Genomic DNA, 20,600 nt, shown 5'->3' on the forward strand with positions numbered 1-20,600 from the left:
GGTCATTGCCTGCCTTGTTCGGTCCGTAGACTGCCGGCGTCACCAGGCGCTTGCAGCTTTGTGAAGGGTGTTCGCTACGGCGCCATTGCCCTGGCACATGGCGGCCAGGAAGGTCTCGATTTTGTCGGCCAACGGGGTGGCGTTCAGATCTGTTCCGAAAATGGAGGTGTCGGCCAGGATTGACTTGATGGTCGTCGCCAGGGTCTCCTTCTTGGCTGATCCATTGAGTGGGATGTCGGCCAGAATCCTTTGAAGCTCTTCCAGACGTGGGTCTGGGCTCAGCTTGACCAGCTGCCCGGCGTCGTCGGTTCCATTGCCATCCGAACCGATCAGCAGCCGCAGCCAGGCTGCGATTATCAGCGGGATGGCTTCCAGATCGGCTGTGTCAAGATCCTGGGATCGGATGTACTTGCTGATGGTGATTCCGTACCTGACCGGAATCTTTTGCGAGGTGTCGGCGCAGATGCGTGCCGGTGTATCGGGCAGACCAGGATTGGGAACCCTGATCTCAATGACTTGGCGGAGGAATTCCTTGGGGGAGAAGATGCCCGGGTCCTCGACCACAGGCAGCCCCTCCACGTAGCCCAGTCGAGTGACCAGGGCCTTAAGGTCCGGGTCGGCGATGGTCTTCGACATGGTCGGATACCCCAGGAGCATCCCGAAGACGGCCAAGGCTGTGTGCAGGGGGTTCAGACAGGTGGTGACCTTCATCTGGTCGGCGGCATTGACCGTATCCTTGTCGGTCATGTAAACCCCCGCTTTCTCCAGCGGAGGTCGGCCTGCAGGGAAGTCGTCCTCGACCACCCAATACCAGGTTTCCTCAGTGTTGGTGTATGGGGCCATAGCGGTTCCGCCCCTAGTCCGGAAGGGTTCCGCATCGGCGATGCCCAGAGCCTTGAGACGACGACCCACTTCCGCGTCAGGGTTGGGAGTGATTCTGTCGATCATGGTCAGCGGGAAGGTGATCTTGTCCCCGTCCCTGAGATAATCCCCGAAACCTTTTCCGGCAAGGCCCCTCTCAATCCACTCGTCGGCCATCTGCCTGACGGCTTGACCGAACCGCTCTCCGTTTTGTGAGAAGTTATCGGTGCTGACTAGGGCCAGGGGGAGGGCGCCTGCCTGGTAACGCTCCAGCAGGAGTGCTGTGATGACTGCAATGGCGCTTTTGGCCTTTGCGGGACCTCCCTCGAACTCCGGAGCGATCCATGGCAGCGGCTGGCCTAGGGAATCGACCAAGGCATAGCCCTTCTCGGTGATGGTCGCCGTGACCATCTGAAGGCTGGGATTGCGGAAGACCTGCTTCAGATCATGCATCGGCTTCGGATCCTCGCCCAGCGGGTAGGCGCCAGCAACAGATGCGACCAAGGAGGTTTTCATGGATCCGTCTGCTTTCAGGATCACCTGAAGATAGCGGTCGTCGAAGGGAGTGTATGCCTGGTCGACGATGGCGGGGTCGAAGGATTCGGCCGCCAATATGCCTCGGTCGGTGGCGCCTGAGTCCAGAAGTTTTTGGGCAATGGGGGCGTGAACTGCCCTGAAGAGGTTGCCTGCCCCGAAGTGGACCCAGGAAGGCGAGCGCTTGGTGGCTTGGCGCATGGCCTCGATGTCGTAGGTTGGCAGTGTCACGCCGGCCTTCTGCCATGCTGCTGACTCATTATGTATATCGTCGTTAAGGTGAAGCATCAGTGCCTTCCTTTATTAAGAGAAACATATCGCGGAGACCAGGCGTACCCGCTTGCCCATCCTGCTTCCGAACCTATCAAGTCAGTGCCTGTATGCTTTCGGAGTTGCCGTTTGTTTCTCATCGGACTGCTGTCGGCTGCTATGGGGCCGAGAAGTCACTTATACTTGAAAGCTGGAAGTGCTCGGCGTCGCTGGCGTGTATTTCATGCGATCTGGGGCAGACAAGGAAGGCTGATACATATAGATGAAGACCGGAGCAGATTCGGATAGCGATTCCCCCGCGGACAACCGCCGCGTCACCATATACGACGTTGCCCGCCAGGCCGGAGTTTCTCCCTCAACGGTCTCACGCACCTTCTCGCGCCCGGATCGGGTCAGCATTTCGACGGCTCGAATGGTTCAGCAGGTCGCTGATTCGCTGGGCTATCACAGCGATATCGTCGACAGTCGGTCAGGTTCGCAGGGCAGGGGGCTGGTGGCAGTCATTGTGCCCGACCTGGGCAATCAGTTTTTCACCGGCGTCATTCGCAGCATCCAGGACGAGTGCGAGCGTTTCCGCTTTGAAACCCTGATTCTTGATACCCGGGAATCCATAACCAGGGAGCGCAGGATCGTCGATACGGTCGCCCCTGTGGTCTCGGGAATCATCCTGGTCTCACCTAGGATGCCCGATGCCATGATCCGCAAGTGCGCCCAGCTGCGTCCCCTGGTCAGCGTCAACCGTGACGTTCGTGGTGTCTCCAGCATCAGCATCGACGTGTCCAAGGGGGCGTGCCAGGCGGTCGACTATCTCTACTCATTGGGCTACCGGAGCCTGACCTATTTGGATGGTCCGGCGGCCTCATGGTCTGGGGGCATCCGGTGGCGGCACATCTTCAATGAATGCGATGCCAAGGGGATGAGCGTCAAGCGTTCGCTGCCTTGCGCTCCAACCTTTTACGGAGGCTATTCCTTCGCAGAGAAGTATCTGGACGACCCTACAGGAGCGGTCATCGCCCACAACGATCTGATGGCTATCGGCCTGATCGTGGCACTGAGACGGCTTGGCTGCGAGTGTCCTCGTGATGTTTCTGTCATCGGGTTCGACAACGACACCATGTCCATGGTGAGCAGTCCGCCTCTGACCACCATTCATATGTCCCTTTCAGTCCTTGGGCGGGGGGCCGCCGATCTCCTTATGCAGCGTCTTTCCGGAGCCAACCTGTCTGTAGCCCCTACAGTTCCGGCCCGCCTGATCATCAGGCAGAGCACTGGTGCCAGGTCGAGCAAGCCCTTGGGGCGAAACGGGGCAGAGGGAGAATCTCGGTCATGAGCGGTCATAACCGGTCCAGTCGCGTGACGATCAGAGAGGTGGCCGACAAGGCCGGCGTTTCGCCCTCCACGGTATCTAGGGCATTCGCTCGGCCAGATAGGGTCAGTGCGTCCACAACCAAGCGGATATTCGCTGCAGCCGACGCACTGGGGTACTATACGGAACCGGTCGATACGGTTCCGTCCAGGACGCTGCGGGGCATGATCGCCATCATCGTTCCGGACATCGCCAACCAGTTCTTCTCTGACATCATCCGTTCTGTACAGCACGAATTCAATCTGGCAGGATTCGCGCTTATCGTCGCTGAATCCGAGGAAAGCGCCAGCAGGGAACGGGCGGCCTTCAACAAGATCGCCGCCTATGTGGACGGGGTGATTCTGACCTCCTCGAGAATGCCTGATGCTATGATCCGCAAGTGCGCCCAGACCAGGCCTATCGTCGTGGTCAACCGGACCGTGCGTGGGGTGCCCAGTGTGGCCATCGATATTGGCACTGGTATCCGTCAAGCCGCTGAACTGCTGGTTTCCATGGGTTTTTCACGAGTGACCTATCTCGATGGGCCTTCTTCATCCTGGTCGGTTGGAGTCAGGTGGAATCACACCTACGAAGAGTTTCGCAAGCGTGGGGTGGCTGTTCGTCGAATTTGGCCGGGTCTTCCCACTTTTGTCGGGGGGTATGCCCTGGCCAAGCAGTATCTGGATGATCCTACAGGCGCCGTTATTGCTCACAATGATCTGATGGCCTTGGGCTTCATGGCTGCTATGCGTCGTCAGGGGATTCGCTGTCCGGACGATTACGTGATCATCGGATTCGACAACGACACTATGGCGCAAGTCAGTGATCCACCATTGTCCAGCGTGGGCAACACCCCGCCGAAACTGGGCAAGACAGCAGCAGACATTCTTCTGGAACGGCTGAATGGCCGAACCGATCTGCCGCAGAGCATCATGATCCCCTCCTGCCTGATCGTCCGGGAAAGCACGGGAAAGGCTGCGTCAGATTCCTGATCAGGGTGGGTTCCGACAAATCATGGCAACATCATGACCGTGTCTTTTCAAGCGCGCATAGGCTGACGCATAGCATATGTGAGTTCCGATCGTGTGACTGTTCTGCCTGTCCGCTGGTCTGTACAGGAGGATTTTGAGCATCGCGGAAATTCGAATGCCGGACCTGCTGTTTTCGACTAAGGAGTTTGTAGTGGCTTTCCTGGATGACGATTTTCTTCTTGGGACGCAGTTGTCTCGGGAGTTGTTCCATGACGTAGCTGAGAATCTTCCCCTGGTGGATTATCATTGCCATCTGCACGCTGAAGAGATCTATGAGGACCCTAACTTCGATAATATTGTCGACGCTTGGCTGACTGATGGCCACAATTATGGAGACCACTATAAATGGCGGCTGGAGAGGGCCAATGGCGTTCCGGAACGGCTGATCACCGGGGGAGGCGACCCTTGGGACAAATTTATGGCTTATGCTCAGACCATGGAACAGGCTGTGGGCAGCCCGGTCTATCTGTGGACGCACATGGAGTTGCAGAGGTACTTCGGTATTTCCGAACCTCTGACCGCCAAGACCGCCAAGTCCATCTTTGACCAGACCAATGAACAGCTGGCCACCCCGGACTTCTCGCGAAGAGCGCTTCTGCGTCGCATGAACGTCAAGATCGTCTGCACCACGGATTCCCCTGAGGATAATCTGGAGTATCACGATCTATTCGCCAAGGAGGGGGAGCCCTTCAGGATGGTTCCCGCCTTCCGTCCGGATGCGGCCCTGAATCCGACCGCCAAAGGGTATGGCGAGTGGATCGGCACAATGGAGTCGGTCTGCGGCAAGCCGATCAATAACTTCAGCGAACTGGTCGACGCTCTGCGCGATCGGGTGGATTACTTCCACCAGCATGGTTCCAGACTTTCCGACCATGCTGTCGATGTGGTGGAGTTTGCTCCGGCGACTGTCGAGAATCTGGATGCCATTTTCAGCAAGGCCAAGGCCGGACTAGGCCTGGACAGGCAGGAACAGGCCCAATATCGTGCCGCCCTCCTTCTTGAGCTGATGCGAATCTATAAGGATAAGGGCTGGACCATGCAGCTCCACCTCCAGGCCAGCCGCAACAACAACTCGACGGCTTTCCGGAAGCTTGGAGCCGACACGGGTTACGATTCCATGGCCGACAACTCGGTTGCGGCCCCCCTTGCTGCCCTTCTTGACCAGGCCCAGAGCTCGAACATTTTGCCCAGAACCATCGTCTATTCCCTCAACCCCAACGACTATATGGCCATAGCCACTGATTTAGGCTGCTTCGGAGGCGACGACCGCGGTCAGCTTCAACTGGGCAACGCATGGTGGTTCAACGACACTGTCACCGGGATGCGCCGTCAGCTCGAAGTTCTGGCTGAAACTTCGCTCCTGGGCAATGCGGTAGGGATGACCACGGACTCCCGCAGCTTCCTGTCCTTCCCCAGGCATGAGCTCTTCCGCAGAGTGCTCTGCGGGCTCTTAGGCGATTGGGCCGCCCAGGGCGTCATACCTGATGACAAGGAGTATCTGGCTCCTCTGGTGCGCGCGGTCTCCTATGAGAACGCTCTGGCCCTTTTTGAGAGCTGACGCCCAAGCAGGCCCCAGGGTCGGCTGGCTCTGTACGGTTCCTGCCCGTACCTAGTTCATGCAATCAGACGGCGGGCAGGTCGATTCGCGGACAACAAGGGTGTTTGGCAGGATGGCTCTGGGGTCTACAGCCTTGCCTGACCTGGCATCCAGGATCATCTTTGCTGCCCTGGCTGCCATCTCGGTCAAAGGCTGATGGATGGTGGTCAAAGCAGGGCCCATGAACGCCGCAGTCTGTATATCGTCAAAGCCGACCACTGAGAGTTCCTCAGGGATGCTGATCCCCAGGTTTTTGGCTGCCTTGTAGACCCCCATGGCCAGAAAGTCGCTTTGGGCGAAGATGGCGGTGGGGCGATCGGCGAGGTTCAGCAGCTCCATGGCGAACCGTTCACCGTCGGCCACGCTGAATTGGCCCTGGCGTATCAATCTTGGGTCCGGTTCCAAGCCAGCCTCGTGCAGGGCGGTACGGTAGCCGTCAAGGCGAGCTATGGAGCACATGACCCCATCAGGTCCTGTGATGGTGCCAATGCGTTGATGGCCCAGCTCGATCAAATGGCGTGTGGCGAACAGACCACCGGACCAGTTGTCGGACTGAACCGACATGGTTCCCATGACGGGGTTTCCCCAGGGGTCAACGAAGACCGCCGGTATGCGGCGGGATGCAAATCGTCTGGACAAGTCAGCTGATGGATTGGAAAAGATCAGGATGGCTCCCAGGGGCCTGCGGGCCAAGACCTCGTCCAGCCAGGTTGTGGCCAGAAGGCGAGGGTCACTTATCTCGCTCAGAACCAGTCGAATTCCGCGACTGGAAGTTACCTCGGCGGCTCCATCCAGAAGATTCAGAGTCCATGGATTGTCCAGATGCTGTAGGGCCAATTCAATCAGGTTGGAAGAGGTCCCGATCCTGCCCGACTTGAAATACCCAAGCTGATCAATGGCTTCCTCAACCCGCTCGCGAGTCTTCTCGGCCACATCGCTCTTTCCGTTTATCACTTTGGAAACAGTGGCGATAGAGACTCTGGCTAGACCTGCGACATCGGCTAAGGTTGGATTCTTTTCACTTCGAGGCGACGATTTTGGGCTCACAGCTCCCCCTAGCATCACGGATCAAACAGGATTAGTATAACGAAAATTTTCGACCGTTTTGAGACGATAATGTAATGAGTATGTAAAGTTCTGCGTGTTGATTTTCTGCGCTCAAACAATGAAGAAAGAGGAATAAAGCGGCAATTGTAGGCATTGACTCTAATAGTTAGACGATTTGACTGTGAGCGACGTCACAACTACTATCGAAAATAGCGAAAATGATATTCGCAAAATCAATGAAGATTATCGAAAGGCAGCTGGTATGAGCTGGAGAACAAAAGGGAAGCAAGCCTTGAGCCTGTGTGCCGGGCTGGCTATGATCATCGGTTTATCGGCTTGCGGAGGGAGCGGCAATTCCTCCTCGTCAAAAGTAGCCAAGGAAAGCAGCGGCATGACGATGAGCGATGTTAACAAGGCGCTCAAGTCTGACAAGAAGGTAACGCTGAACTTCTGGACCTGGCGTTATGACATCGAGCAGGCCAATATCGACGCTTTTCAGGCCAAGTACCCTAATATCAAGATCAACGTGACGCAAACGGGTGCTTCGTCCGATCATTACACGAAGTTTCAGAACATACTGAAGTCGGGCAAGGATGTTCCTGACATCGTCCAGCTGGAATATGACTACCTGCCCCAGTTCGCAGTGACGAATTCGCTCCTGAACTTCGCAGACAAGAGCATTGAGTCCGACATGGGCAAACTCTACAATGACGCAGCCTGGAAAAATGTCCATGTAGCCGACGGACTGTATGGCACCCCATTGGATCAGGGGCCCGAGGTCATGTTCGTTCGTCATGACGTTTTGGATCAGTTCGGCCTGAAAGTGCCTACCACCTGGAAGGAATTCGAGGAAGAGGGCATCGCCCTGCACAAGGCCGACCCCAACAGGTATATGAGCTTCATCGACACCACTGATGTTCGCTACATGGCTTCCATCATCCGTCAGTCCGGCGCCAAGCCCTGGACCGTCAAGGGCGTTCAAGATGTGACCCTTGACATGACCAATTCCAAGGTCAAGGAGTCCGCCGATTTCATTCAAAAACTGATTGATGAGGATGTGCTTGAGCCGGTAGCCAATAAGAGCGACCAGTACAACCGCGGATTTGCCCAGGGCCGATGGGGCATCCAGTTCGATGGTTGCTGGAAGGGCACCTCCTTCGTCCAGCAGCAGCCCTCCCTCAAGGGGAAGTTTGAAGTGGCCCTCCCGCCGGCATGGGGCGATGGGTCAACTGGTCTGAAGACTGGCGAGATAGGCGGATCGCTGCTTTCCGTAACCTCAAAGTGCGCCAAGGAGAAGCAGGCTGCAGCCGTCGCTTTCATCAACTGGATGGGTTCGGACAAGCAGTCCATCGACCTCTTCCAGAAGACGGGAAGCTTCTTCAATGCAGCCAAATCCTTCCAGACGGACAAGGATGCCGCCAACGTGCCCAACGACTACTTTGGCGGTCAGAAGGTCAATGCGGTCTATTTCAAGTCGGCTGATGCTCTTAATGCCGACTGGTCGGTTCTCCCCTTCAACTCGCAGTACGCCACAGACTTCAAGGATATCGTCGTGCCTCAAATGAAGAAGGGCGGAGACCTGTTTGGCTCCTTCACCAAGTGGCAGTCTTCCTTGAAGACCTATGCCGATGGGCAGGGCTTCAAGATCACTGTCAAGTAACAGCGGATATCGCCCCGCAGGCCGGCTTGGCCTCGGGGCCTCCATTTTGATTTTTCAAGAAAGGAAAGCGCCATGAGCGCAGTGAGTGTATCCGCCGGGCCCAGGTCCCGGACGGGATCGCGCAAGGAACGGCTCCAGCACATTGGAATGTTGTGGTGCCTGCCTTACGTGATCGTCTTCCTCGGCGGAACGATAATCCCGATGGTCTATGCTTTTTATCTGGGTCTGTTCAAGCAGCAGATGATAGGCGGCGAGCAGTTCACAGGCTTCGCCAATTACATCAGGGCCCTGCAGGACCCCCTGCTTTGGGATGGCTTCAAGCGAGTTGCCGTATTTGCGATCATTGAAGTGCCGCTCATGACCTTCCTTGCCCTCCTGGCGGCCTTGATGCTGGATTCCCAGAGGATTCGGCACGTGGCCCTCCCGCGCATCCTGCTCTTCCTGCCCTATGCGGTTCCCAATGTCATCGCCGCTCTGATGTGGAGCTATATCTACGGCACCGATTATGGCCTGATTGGACAGTTCTTCAGGCTTTTCAACGGTCACGCGCCCAACATGATGTCCAAGGAGCTGATGATCTTCGCCATGATCAACATCAGCATCTGGGTATCCATGGGGTACAACACCTTGATTTATTATTCGTCCTTGAAGGCTTTGCCCGAGGAACTCTATGAATCGGCCAGGGTGGACGGAGCGTCCGAGTTCAGAATCGCCTGGTCCGTCAAGATCCCGCAGATCCGTTCCTCGGTGGTCATGACCCTGCTCTTCAACATCATCTATGCGCTGCAGCTGTTCAACACCCCCAGCATGATGCAGACCATTGCGCCTGAGGTTGTGACCAGCTACTACACGCCAAACCTGTATACCTATTCCCTGGCTTTCAGCGGCAATGATCTGAATTACGCGGCCGCCGTCTCTCTGGTCGTCGGCCTGTTCACCATGATCATCATCACCGTTGTCAAGACCCTGGGCAACCGCTGGGAGGAGAGGTAAACCATGTCCAGTGCACAAACCGAACCCCAACCCGCACCTGCCCAAAAGCGTTCTGCATCACTGAGCAGGCGTGATGCTAAATTAGCGCGGAAAGATCATGCCATAAGGCTACGAAAGGCCTCTGGCGGCAATGGCGTCCCTGTCCGTTTGACTCCAGCGCAAAAAGTCATGGATGTCCTCCTGCATCTGATTATGCTGATCATGGTCATTTACTGTCTGATTCCGCTGATCTGGCTGGTCTTCTCTTCGACCAAGACCAATGAGGGGCTCTACAGTTCCCCAGGGCTTTGGTTCTCTGACCAAAACGCCTTCTTCCAGAACATCCATGACGTGTTCGTTTTTCAGGATGGAACTTACGGCCGTTGGCTGATCAACACTCTGGTCTACGCAGTCGTAGCCGGCTTAGGAGCCACGCTTTTCGCCACTTTCGCCGGGTATGCCATTGCCACCATGAAGTTCCACGGCCGTAAAGCCCTGCTTTGGGTCACGCTGATTTTCATGTCGATACCTTCTACGGTCATCACGGTTCCCCTCTTCCTCCTGTACTCGAAGATAGGCATGACCAATACACCGTGGGCCGTCATCATTCCTCAGCTGTCCAACCCCTTTGGTCTGTACTTGATGATCATTTATGCTCAGACTTCCATCCCTATATCCCTTGTGGAGGCCGCCAGAATCGATGGCGCCAACACCTGGACCATATTCTGGAAGATCGCCATGCCGCTGCTTGCCCCAGGTTTCGTCACCACGCTTCTCTTCGCGCTGGTCAGTGTCTGGAACAACTACTTCCTGCCTCTGATCATGCTCTCCGACGTCAAGGACTACCCACTGACTGTGGGCTTGAACGTCTGGATGAAGATGGGGGGCGACGCCACCTACCATGTGGTGCCCAACAATATGATTCTGACTGGTTCGCTGATAGCCATCGTGCCATTGATCATCGCCTTCCTCTTCCTGCAGCGGTACTGGCAATCCGGTCTTTCGGCCGGCGCGGTCAAGCAGTGAGGAACATTATGAGCAGTCTGACCAATCCCATCATCCCGGGATTCCATCCCGACCCGTCCGCCCTCCAAGTGGGGGAGGACTATTACATAGCCAATTCCACCTTCGAATGGTGGCCAGGGGTCGATATATATCACTCGAAGGATTTGGTGAACTGGGAGTGGGTGTGCTCGCCCCTGACCAGGACCAGCCAGGCCGACCTGATGGGGGACCCGAATGCGGGCGCTATCTGGGCGCCTCATCTCTCCTATGCCAAGGGGCTGTACTGGCTCGTCTTCACCGATGTGAAGACCGGGACCATATACAAGGACACGCTCAACTATATTGTCACCGCTCCTTCCATTACCGGCCCCTGGTCCGAACCGGTCTTTGTGACGGCGTCTGGTTTCGATCCCTCCCTCTTCCATGATGAGGATGGGCGTTCATGGTTCGTCAACATGCTCTATGACTGGCGAATGGACCATGAGCGTTTCGCCGGCGTGGTAATTCAGGAGTTTGATACCGATGCCAAGCGTCTGGTCGGACCCCGCCGCCACATCTTTCGTGGCACGAGCCTGGGAGTCTGTGAGGGGCCCCAGATCTATCGTCGTCATGGCTACTACTATCTGGTGTGCGCGGCAGGTGGAACCGAGTGGAATCATGCAGCTACGGTAGTGCGTTCCCGCAAGCTGACAGGACCTTGGGAGGAGTCCCCGCATACGCCTCTGATCACTTCAAAGGACGATCCGGACGGGCCCATCCAAAAGGCAGGACACTGCAGTCTTTTGGAATACAAAGGTCAATGGTACATAGCCTATCTCTGCTCGCGTCCTCTGGGCCACAGGGGTGATTGCGTTCTGGGCAGGGAGACCAGCCTGGATCCCATCGTCTGGGATCAGGACGACTGGCCGCTCCTGGCGAATGGCGGCCATAATCCGTCTCTTCATGTGGAGGTCAAGGGGAGCACGGCCAAGCAGGTTGCAGATCATTCCGAATCCGTCCGATTCGCGCCGACCGGCGGCCTGCCTGCCTCCTTCAAGACCCTTCGCGGTCCTCTGCGTCCTGAGATCGATTACTCCCTTAAGGAGCGTCCGGGATGGCTGCGGCTCCATGGCGGTCAGAGCCTGTCCAGCCTGCACAGGCAGACCCTCCTGGCCCGCCGCTGGCAGACCTTCAACTTCGATGCCGTTACCTGGATGGAGTTCGAACCCGCCAACTTCCAGCAGACCGCCGGCCTGGTCCTCTTCTACGATACTGTCAACTGGATGTACGCTTACGTCACTGCACAGGAGGAAAAGCGCAACTGCCCGGTGGCCCGCATCCTCATCAATGAGGGGGATCGCTTTAGGTTCGGGAGCGACTTGCTGCCTCTTCAGCCTGGTGCGGGAGTGGGTCTTGCTGTGAAAGTCCGGGGGTCGCGGGCCCGCTTCTATTGCAGTCAGGACCAGGATGGCTTGCGAAGTGAGTGCAACGATCTCCGGCCTTTGGGAGACGCCCTGCCTGCCAACCATCTCAGTGATGACCATGTAGGAGCGCTACGGGGGAAGACCGTTTTCTCCGGGGCCATGGTCGGCATCTGCGCTCAGGATATGGATGCTCATCGTTCGTATGCTGACTTCAAGAGTTTTGACTATAAGGAGGTGCCAAGAGATCAATAAGAGCAGCAGCATTCAATAGGCCCGCTGGGGTGTAAGGGGAACTGTGCTGCAAGACTTTCCGGGCTGAGCGGCGTATCAGATCTGTCGGGAAGATATGGTCTGCAAGGCTTGTGAGCCTTTGTGCATCTTGTGCAGCGACAGCGCCCCAAGGGCCAATAACGGTTTTCAAGGAGGAAAACTGATGATTCGAAAACGATATTCCGCTGTCTGGGCTGCTATAGCTGCAGTGGCCATGCTGGCGGGTATGGGCTCCATGGGAGTCATCGGAGTACAAACCGCATGGGCGGACGAAACCGGTCCCATAGCGGTTGAGACGCCATCGGCTCTGGCTCAGGCGCCTGCATCGCTGACCGACCAATCGGTGGTGCTGACCTGGAGCAAGCCAGCTGGGTATGACAAGATCACCGGGTATCGGGTTTACCGTGACGGCAGGGAGGCGGGAACCACCTCCATGACCTACTTCAAGGTCCTGGGCCTGCAGCCAGAGCATAGCTATGACTTCACAGTTCGAGCGGTTGGCGCCGACGGTACGCTGTCATACCAGTCAGCCAAGCTTCACCTGACCACAATGGCTACTCCAAAGCGCTACAATGTGCGTGATTACGGCGCCTCGGGCGACGGCAGCACGAAAGATACGGCAGCCATCCAAAAGACCATCGACGCCTGCAAAGAGAAGAACTGCCAGGTCTACCTGCCTGCCGGCACCTACCTTTCCGGGGCGCTGAACCTGCACAGCGACATGAGCTTCTTTGTTGATGCTGGCGCTCAGCTCAAGCCCAGTACGGAACTGGCTGACTATCCGTTCACCTCCGCACGGCATGACATCGAGGACGTGATGGGCCGCAACCCCGCCTATTCCAGTCTCCTCAACGCCGGTGAGATGGACAGCAAGGCAGGAGTGACCACCAGGAACATCAAAATCATGGGTCCGGGGACCATCGGCGATGAAGCCAATGGCCTGCTCCTTCGCAAGGCCTACGATGACTTCACCCACAACGGCGACGGCGGGAATCTGGATATACCTTCAGACATCTATCAGCCAGGCCAGCATGTGGGCGGCGGCAGCCTGATCAGCATGAAGAACGTGGGTGGCGTCTATCTGGATGGCATTCATATCCGCAACGGGATGATGTGGACCGTGGTTCCCGTCTACAGCCAGGACATCACGGCGTATGGCCTCCAATTGGTCACCTCGGTCCATAATGGCGACGGTTTCGATCCGAACTCCTCGTCGAACGTCTGGATCCTTGGCACATCGTTCTCTACCGGCGATGATTGCAGCGCCATCAAGTCCGGGAAGGATGCCGAAGGCATCGCCATAGCCCGCCCCTCTGAAAACATCTATTTTCGTGGTGACGTTTTCAACTCCGGTCATGGCGGTGTGACCATCGGCAGCGAGATGTCAGGAGGAGTCCGCAACGTCTTCGTGGAGGATTCGACCATCGTTCCTGTCGATCTTACTTCGGGCGCGGTCAATCCCGGCATCAGAGTAAAGGTCAGCCCCAAGCGGGGCGGGTACGTGCGTAACATCCAGGTGCGTGACAGCGTGATCAACAAGATCAGCGTCATCACCAACTATGACCGGACGTCGGTCGATGACCTGGATTCGCAGACCCCTCTGCCGCAGACCGAGAATTTCAAGTTCTCCCATATTACGGCGCCTAACTGGGACAAGCCTGCCGGCAAGGACAACGTCATCGATATCAGCGGCTCCAACTTCGGACACGGCCTGGTCAAGTATCTCAAGGACATCCGCTTCGACGATTGCCGATTCCACAGCGCCTTCCTGGATACAACCCAGAATGTGTCCTTTGTCAATTCCAGCCTGACCGATGGCCTCTCGGCTTCCCGCTCCGTCAATGTCACTCGCGACGGCAAGGTCTACAAGGACGACGGGTTCCCGGTCCATGACGATTTCGAGGCTGAGGGCGCCTCCTTGCCCAAGGGCTGGAAGACCAAGGACTCCCAGACCGGCGGCGGTGCGGTTGTGCGCCACGATGGCGGAAGGGGATACCTTCTCCTGGACGACAAGGGCCCTGGCTATGAGACCATTGAGCGTGTCTTCAGCCAGCAGCAGGGGCGGGTCAAGTCCTCCCTCTCGTTCATGTTCCCGGGTGATCCTGCCACGGCCTCCAATGCCGTTCTCACCTACAAGGACAGCAATGGCAAGGCTGCGGCTTCTTTCGTCTTCCGGCAGTCCAAGTTGGTTCTGACTGGGAAATCAGGCGATCGGACCCTCACCAATGAGTTGGAGGCTGGTACCTGGTACACCCTTGAGGTTCACATGGACACCGATGCCAAGAAGATCGATGCCTCTGTCGCCGGACAGGGTTCAGTCACTCAGGTGCCTCTGAGCGACACCAAGGCCGCCGGAGTGGCTGCGCTTGAAGTGCACATGGCCAATTCCAACACCCAAGAGGTCTCCATGGCCTTGGACGATCTGGTCGTCGAGTCCGATGCCGCCGCAGGTGCTGGTCTTCAAGGCATAGAGCTGACGGCTCCGGCTGGCGTCATCGATCGCAGAGGCGGAACTCTTCAGATCGCTGCGCGCCTGATTGGCTCCGACCGTTCTAATGCAGTGAGCTGGCAGGTCCTTCGTCCTGATTTGGGACAGACCAGTGCTGCCATGATTGATCAGAACGGTCTCCTCCAAGCCAAGTCCAACGGCACTGTGCTCGTTACCGCAACAGCCACGGATGGCTCCGGCATTCAGGGCATCCTGCCGGTACTGATCACCAATCAGCAGGTACAAACCGGATACGTCCCGATTGAAGTGATGACCACGGTGGGTGTGGCTCCGGTCATGCCGACGACCATCTATCGTACATTGGACGACGGAAGCGCCATACCTGCCAAGGCAACATGGGAGGATATCAGCGCTGATTCATACAGCCACGAGGGCGACTTCCAGGTTGCCGGAAACTCCGGGGGCGACAAGATCACGGCCTCAGTTCATGTTTCCAAGGCAGCGATAGCTTCGATCGACGACAGCATTGTCAAAACCACCCCTGGCAAGCTGGTAATGCCCATCGCGGTCAAGGCCGCCCTCAATGACGGAAGCAGAAGGATTCTGCCGGTTAATTGGGATAAGGTCGAGCCTTCTCGCTACGCCAGCCAGAATATCGATGGTTTCGATGTGCAGGGGACTGTTCCCGGCACAGACGTCAAAGCAGTGGCCAGGGTCCTGGTCCTTCCAGCCAACAAAGAGGGGGTCACCCCCATCGTGGTTTCGGCTGATGGGCATGGTGACTTCCGGACCGTTGGGCAGGCTCTAGCTTCGATTCCGGAGAGGAACGCCCAGCGGAGGGTGATTTTCGTCAAGCATGGGACCTATCGGGAGAAGCTTCTTATTGACCGTCCCTATGTGACCATCCAGGGCCAGGATCCAGATGGCACCGTCCTGACTTATGACGACAAGCCCTCTGATCTGGGACCTGACGGCAATCCCCTGGGCACTTATGGCGACTATTCCGTCAAGATCACCGGCGGGGATTTCGTGGCCAGGGACATCACCATACAGACTCTGGCTGGTTCTACTGTCGGCCAGGCAGTTGCCCTGGATGTGAACGCGGATCATGCCTCCTTCGACAATTGCCGGATCCTGGGTTACCAGGACACCCTGTACTTGCAGAACCGTACGGATGAGACCGCCAGCAGCAATCCTCCGGATCAGCCGACTGCGCAGACCAACAGAATGTACTTCAGGAATTCGACTATTGCGGGGTCGGTGGATTTCGTTTTCGGATCAGCCATCGCTGTTTTCGACCATTGCGATTTGCATTCCGTTCTGAACGGATATGTGACTGCCGCCAGCACGCCGAAGGAGCAGAAGTACGGCTTCGTCTTCCTGCATAGCAAGCTGACTGCCGAGAACCCCTACAGCGGTTCCCTCAAAACCTATCTGGGCCGTCCTTGGAGACCATATGCAAGCGTGGCTTTCATCGACACCAGTATGGCGCGGCACATCCTGTCTGAAGGATGGAACGATTGGGGGAAGGCGTCAAACCAGTCCACGGCAAGGTTCTCCGAGTATGGGTCCACCTATGAGAACGATGCCAAACCAAGTCGCGTCCCATGGGCGAAGACTCTGTCTGAGCAAGAGGCCTCCGGCTATACGATCCAGCGGGTCTTCGCGCGCTCTGCAGGCATCAATGCAGCCGACGACTGGGATCCGACAAAGATAGCCTCGCCCACGCCGTCACCGGCTATGCCGATCACTGTGGATGCTCAGGGTTCCACTGACCAAGGCGTTACGCTGAACGCGACCCTGGTGCCTTATGCCCAGAGCGAGGATGGCGCGAAGCTCTCCTTCAAGGCCAAGAATCAGCCTCAGCATGGTCTGCTTACCATGCGAGAGGACGGTACGTTCTCCTATACTCCTCAGCCAGGATTCAGCGGGAGTGATCAGTTCACCTTCCAGGCCTTCAACGGGACCGTTGCTTCCAACGTATCCACCTATGCGATTACGGTCAGGCCAGGTTCGGATTCCGGTTCTGCCGGAACGGATGGCGCAAACAATGCCGGCGGGACAGGGACGGCCAGGCCCGGGCCTGCCCATCCGGTCGGGAAGACGGACAACGGAGGAAAGAACCGATACTCAGCAGGATCGAAGGATCCAGGTTCGGCCCTTTCCCAGACCGGTACGGATGTGACCGGGCTCGTTCTGGCTTCTGTCGCAGGGATCCTTATGGGGCTGGCGGCCCTGTTTGGGGTTAACCGGCATCCCAAGTCGGAACGCTAGTCGGATATGGCCCCGGACCCCGCCTCAGAGGCAGGGTCCGGGACCTTTTTCTGCGCAAAGGTTGGCAACAAAGTGACTGGTATCTTAGAGCGCCCGTTAGTTTGAGGGTATGAGTGAGGCAAAGAGGCATTGCATGATACCAGAGGGCGGCTCCACAGGATTCGTCTCCACCTGTGGCGACGGCAAAGCCGCTGGTTTGAAGCACGACTATATCAAGGATATACCGGCGCGGACCGGTCAAGACACGATTCTGCTCAATCCTACGGATATGGTGGCTGTCGCTGCCAGGAATCTGGAGCCCGGCGATAGGGTCGTGGTGCAGGGTCATGGCGAGGTGAGGGTGCTCGACCAAATTCCCCGTGGGCACAAACTTGCGCTTCAGGACATTGCCAAGGGTGAGGACGTCATCAAGTATGGCTATGCCATTGGCCATGCCAAGGAGGCTATCAGTAGAGGGCAATGGGTCCATACGCACAATCTGGCCACCAACCTGGGCGCTAACCTGAACTACCGTTATCAGCCGGTTACCGACACGGTCAAGCCGGGCAGTCCGACCGGGACCTTCCAAGGATACCGGCGCGCGACGGGCAAGGTAGGCATCCGCAACGACCTTTATATCGTCCCAACCGTAGGTTGCATCAATAGTCTGTGCAACGCCATGGCACGGTCCTTCTCAGCCCGCCATCCCGGCAACGGGTCTTTTGACTCGGTGATCGTGGCGCGTCATCCTTATGGATGCTCCCAACTCGGCGGCGATCTGGTCTACACCAGGCGTTGTCTTCAGGACATCGCCACCCATCCCAATGCTGGGGGTGTACTCCTTGTCGGTCTGGGGTGTGAGAACAATCAGATGGAGGACATGCTGAGCACCCTGGGCGAGTATGACACGAACAGGGTTCGTTGGATCATATGCCAGGAGGTGGAGGACGAGCTGGATGAGGCCGATGCCCTCCTGGACCAGATCAACGAGGCCGCCAAAGGCGATCACCGTGAAGAGGTGCCCCTGTCTGAACTCAAGGTCAGCGTCAAGTGCGGCGGATCCGATGGAATGTCAGGCATCACGGCCAACCCGCTGGTCGGCCGGTTCGCTGAATGGGTGGTTACCCAAGGCGGTTCCGTGGTCTTGGCCGAGGTTCCTGAAATGTTCGGTGCCGAGCAGGTCCTGATGAGCCAGGCACGCGACGAGCAGGTCTTCCATGATATCGTCGACCTTATCAACAATTTCAAGGGATTCTTCCGCAAATACGGCGAAGTCATTTCCGATAACCCGTCTCCAGGCAACAAGAAGGGCGGAATCACCACTCTGGAGGACAAATCCTTGGGATGCATCCGCAAAGGCGGTCGTTGCGAGGTTGAGGATGTGCTCAACTACGGCGACCATATCTCCAGGGCTGGGCTCTCTCTGCTGCAAACGCCAGGCAACGACCTTGTCTCCAGTACGGGAATGGCCGCGGCAGGAGCGCAAGTGGTCCTCTTCACTACTGGAAGGGGCACTCCTTTCGGGACCTTCGTGCCTACTGTGAAAGTAGCTACCAACACGCCTTTGGCCACCAAGAAGCATCGTTGGATTGACTTTGACGCCGGCCGTCTTCTGGATGAACCCGGAGATCAGGTCTTCAATGATTTTCGTAAGAAGATCCTTGCAGTCGTCAACGGCGAGCAGACCTGCAATGAGCGAAACGGCATGCAGGACATAGCAATATTCAAGGATGGCCCGACTGAATAGCGTCCGAGTTGCACCCATGGGCACCCTGGCCGGAACGGCTGGGGTGCTTTGTTGTGTTTTGGCGGATTGCTGCGCCCTGCTCGAGTCGCCGATCCCGGGAGATTCTCCGGCGGGCAATATCCCGAAATGAGCAAAGTTCAAAGTTGTGCGCCCCCATCTCCTATAGTGATGGGCCGGAGAGGTTTACGACACAATGCGTCTCGATTGGGAGCAGGATGGAATTATTCAGGAAGAAATCGGTTGAACAGACCCTGGCAGAGACCGGGGAAGAGGGCAGGTCGCTCAAACGGACGCTGACTACTTGGGACCTGGCCATCATGGCCGTCGCAGTGGCCGTGGGCGCCGGCATCTTCTCGGTGGGTGCCCAGGCAGCGGCATTCCACGCAGGCCCTGCCGTCATCATCTCCTTCGTCATCGCAGGCATTGTCTGTGCGGCGGCCGTCATGTGCTACGCGGAGTTTGCCTCCATGATCCCGGTTTCAGGCTCGGCCTACACCTTTACTTACAACACCATGGGCGAACTGGTGGCCTGGATCATCGGATGGGACCTGATCCTGGAGATGCTCATGGCCGCCTCGGTCATCTCCAAGTACTGGGGCGTCTATCTGAATGACTTCATTCATCTGATGGGCGGCACCTCGTTCAGCTCCAGCTTCCATGTAGGCGGCCTGGATGTGGACCTGGCCCCGCTGGTGGTCGTCACCCTCTTCACGGTCCTTCTGGTCCTGGGCACCAAGCTTTCAGCCCGGTTCGACGGCGCCTTGACCGTTCTCAAGATCGGCATCGTGGTCTTCGTCATCGTGGTGGGCTTCTTCTACGTCAAGATGGACAACTACAGGCCCTTCATCCCGCCTTCCGAGCCTGCTTCGGCTGTCCCGGGGGCCAGCGTGCCAGGAATCATGGGACAGCCTCTCTGGCAGTGGGTTTCAGGCATGCAGCCCACCATCTACGGTGTCCCTGGCATCCTCTCAGGCGCTGCCTTGGTCTTCTTCGCCTTCGTGGGCTTCGATATTGTCGCCACTACCTCCGAGGAGGCCAAGGAGCCTCATAAGACCATTCCTCGTGGAATCGGCCTGGGCATGCTGATCGTCATCACCCTGTACATCTTGGTCGCCATCGTCACCACCGGCATGGTCTCATACAAGGACCTGGCCAAGGCCAAGAACCCCTCCCTGGCAACCGGCTTCGAGATGGTGGGAGCTCCCTGGGCCGCCAAGATCATCTCCTTCGGCATTGTGGTGGGGCTGACCACCGTGGTCATGGTGCTCCTGCTGGGGCTGACCCGCATCGTCTTCGCCATGAGCCGCGACGGGCTTCTTCCGCGTTCCCTGTCCCGCACAGGCCGTCATGGTACCCCGGCCCGCATTCAGATCCTGGGAGGCATCGTGGTGGCCGTGGTGGCCTCTTGCTTCCCCATAGACGTCTTGTCTGACATGGTCAACATCGGCACGCTTTCGGCCTTCCTGCTGGTGGCCATCTCACTGCCCATCATGCGCAGGCGTCGGCCGGATCTGCCCCGGTCCTTCAAGATGCCTGGCAATCCTTGGGTCCCCATTCTGATTGCCTTGGCCTGTCTCTGGCTCATGCTCAACCTGACTGTGCTGACCTGGATCCGGTTCGTCGTCTGGCTGGCTGCGGGTCTGGCCATCTACTTCGGCTATTCCTATCGGCATTCCATGCTCGGGCGTCATCAGCTTAGCGAAAAGATATCCGAGGCCACCCAGGCCGGTCTTGACTGACGTGAGGGTCTGTGTGGCAGTGTAGAGTGGATATTCGCATACTCAGGAGGTAACCCATGACCTACGTCATCGCTCAGCCCTGCGTGGACGTCAAGGACAAGGCCTGCGTGGACGAATGCCCGGTGGACTGCATCTACGAGGGCGTCCGTTCGCTCTACATCAACCCCAACGAGTGCGTGGACTGCGGCGCCTGCGAGCCGGTCTGCCCGGTGGAGGCCATCTTCTACGAGGATGACCTGCCCGAAGAGTGGACCTGGTACAAGGACGCTGCGACGGACTTCTTCGCCCAGGTGGGCGATGCCGGCGGCGCTGCTGCAGTCGGCCCCTACGATCACGATCCGGAGGGTGTGGCAGCCCTGCCGCCCAACAAGTAGTTGAATAAGGCTGACCAGCCGCGGATGGGAATCATCCCACCGC

The 20,600-nt window shown here is 57.5% G+C and carries 13 protein-coding genes; 11 read left to right on the forward strand and 2 right to left on the reverse strand.

Going from position 1 to position 20,600, the window contains the following annotated elements:
- Positions 1 to 39 precede the first annotated feature (39 nt).
- Positions 40 to 1,626, reverse strand: a complete 1,587-nt coding sequence (locus ACGG9J_RS06485; RefSeq protein WP_390134667.1) for a mannitol dehydrogenase family protein — start codon at positions 1,624 to 1,626, stop codon at positions 40 to 42.
- A gap of 301 nt (positions 1,627 to 1,927) precedes the next feature.
- Between ACGG9J_RS06485 and ACGG9J_RS06490 the strand changes: the two genes are divergently transcribed.
- The 3 genes from ACGG9J_RS06490 to uxaC all read left to right on the forward strand — a co-directional run bounded on the left by ACGG9J_RS06490 (position 1,928) and on the right by uxaC (position 5,599).
- Entirely contained in the window at positions 1,928 to 2,995 is a 1,068-nt protein-coding gene (locus ACGG9J_RS06490; RefSeq protein WP_390134670.1) for a LacI family DNA-binding transcriptional regulator, read from the forward strand.
- Positions 2,992 to 4,002, forward strand: a complete 1,011-nt coding sequence (locus tag ACGG9J_RS06495) for a LacI family DNA-binding transcriptional regulator (protein ID WP_390134671.1) — start codon at positions 2,992 to 2,994, stop codon at positions 4,000 to 4,002. The genes ACGG9J_RS06490 and ACGG9J_RS06495 overlap by 4 nt, the downstream gene beginning before the upstream one ends.
- Positions 4,003 to 4,135: 133 nt before the next feature.
- Positions 4,136 to 5,599 carry a glucuronate isomerase gene (uxaC, locus tag ACGG9J_RS06500; protein ID WP_390134673.1) on the forward strand — a complete coding sequence of 488 codons (1,464 nt, stop codon included), beginning with the start codon at positions 4,136 to 4,138 and terminating at the stop codon, positions 5,597 to 5,599.
- A gap of 51 nt (positions 5,600 to 5,650) precedes the next feature.
- Here the strand turns inward: uxaC and ACGG9J_RS06505 are convergent, their stop codons facing one another.
- Complete coding sequence (locus tag ACGG9J_RS06505) at positions 5,651 to 6,700, reverse strand: LacI family DNA-binding transcriptional regulator (RefSeq protein WP_390134675.1); 1,050 nt, start codon at positions 6,698 to 6,700, stop codon at positions 5,651 to 5,653.
- 247 nt (positions 6,701 to 6,947) lie between these two features.
- On the opposite strand from ACGG9J_RS06505, the gene ACGG9J_RS06510 reads away from it, so the two are divergent.
- The 8 genes from ACGG9J_RS06510 (at position 6,948) to fdxA (ending at position 20,557) form a co-directional block, all read left to right on the forward strand.
- A complete protein-coding gene (locus ACGG9J_RS06510) occupies positions 6,948 to 8,345 on the forward strand; it encodes an ABC transporter substrate-binding protein (protein ID WP_390134677.1) in 1,398 nt (465 codons plus the stop codon).
- A gap of 72 nt (positions 8,346 to 8,417) precedes the next feature.
- Positions 8,418 to 9,338, forward strand: coding sequence for a carbohydrate ABC transporter permease (locus ACGG9J_RS06515; RefSeq protein ID WP_390134679.1), 921 nt, complete (start codon positions 8,418 to 8,420; stop codon positions 9,336 to 9,338).
- Positions 9,339 to 9,341: 3 nt separating this feature from the next.
- Positions 9,342 to 10,343: a carbohydrate ABC transporter permease gene (locus ACGG9J_RS06520; RefSeq protein ID WP_390134681.1), complete on the forward strand. Its 1,002-nt coding sequence runs from the start codon at positions 9,342 to 9,344 to the stop codon at positions 10,341 to 10,343.
- Positions 10,344 to 10,351: 8 nt separating this feature from the next.
- Positions 10,352 to 11,977, forward strand: coding sequence for a glycoside hydrolase family 43 protein (locus ACGG9J_RS06525; protein ID WP_390134683.1), 1,626 nt, complete (start codon positions 10,352 to 10,354; stop codon positions 11,975 to 11,977).
- Positions 11,978 to 12,158: 181 nt separating this feature from the next.
- Positions 12,159 to 16,718, forward strand: a complete 4,560-nt coding sequence (locus tag ACGG9J_RS06530) for a pectinesterase family protein (protein WP_390134685.1) — start codon at positions 12,159 to 12,161, stop codon at positions 16,716 to 16,718.
- 133 nt (positions 16,719 to 16,851) lie between these two features.
- Positions 16,852 to 18,444, forward strand: coding sequence for a UxaA family hydrolase (locus ACGG9J_RS06535; RefSeq protein ID WP_390134687.1), 1,593 nt, complete (start codon positions 16,852 to 16,854; stop codon positions 18,442 to 18,444).
- Positions 18,445 to 18,659: 215 nt separating this feature from the next.
- Entirely contained in the window at positions 18,660 to 20,183 is a 1,524-nt protein-coding gene (locus ACGG9J_RS06540; protein WP_390134689.1) for an amino acid permease, read from the forward strand.
- 56 nt (positions 20,184 to 20,239) lie between these two features.
- Positions 20,240 to 20,557, forward strand: a complete 318-nt coding sequence (fdxA, locus tag ACGG9J_RS06545; RefSeq protein WP_015022367.1) for a ferredoxin — start codon at positions 20,240 to 20,242, stop codon at positions 20,555 to 20,557.
- Positions 20,558 to 20,600: the final 43 nt, after the last annotated feature.

This window comes from Bifidobacterium apicola (assembly GCF_042846865.1).
Taxonomy (GTDB): Bacteria; Actinomycetota; Actinomycetes; order Actinomycetales; family Bifidobacteriaceae; genus Bombiscardovia; species Bombiscardovia apicola.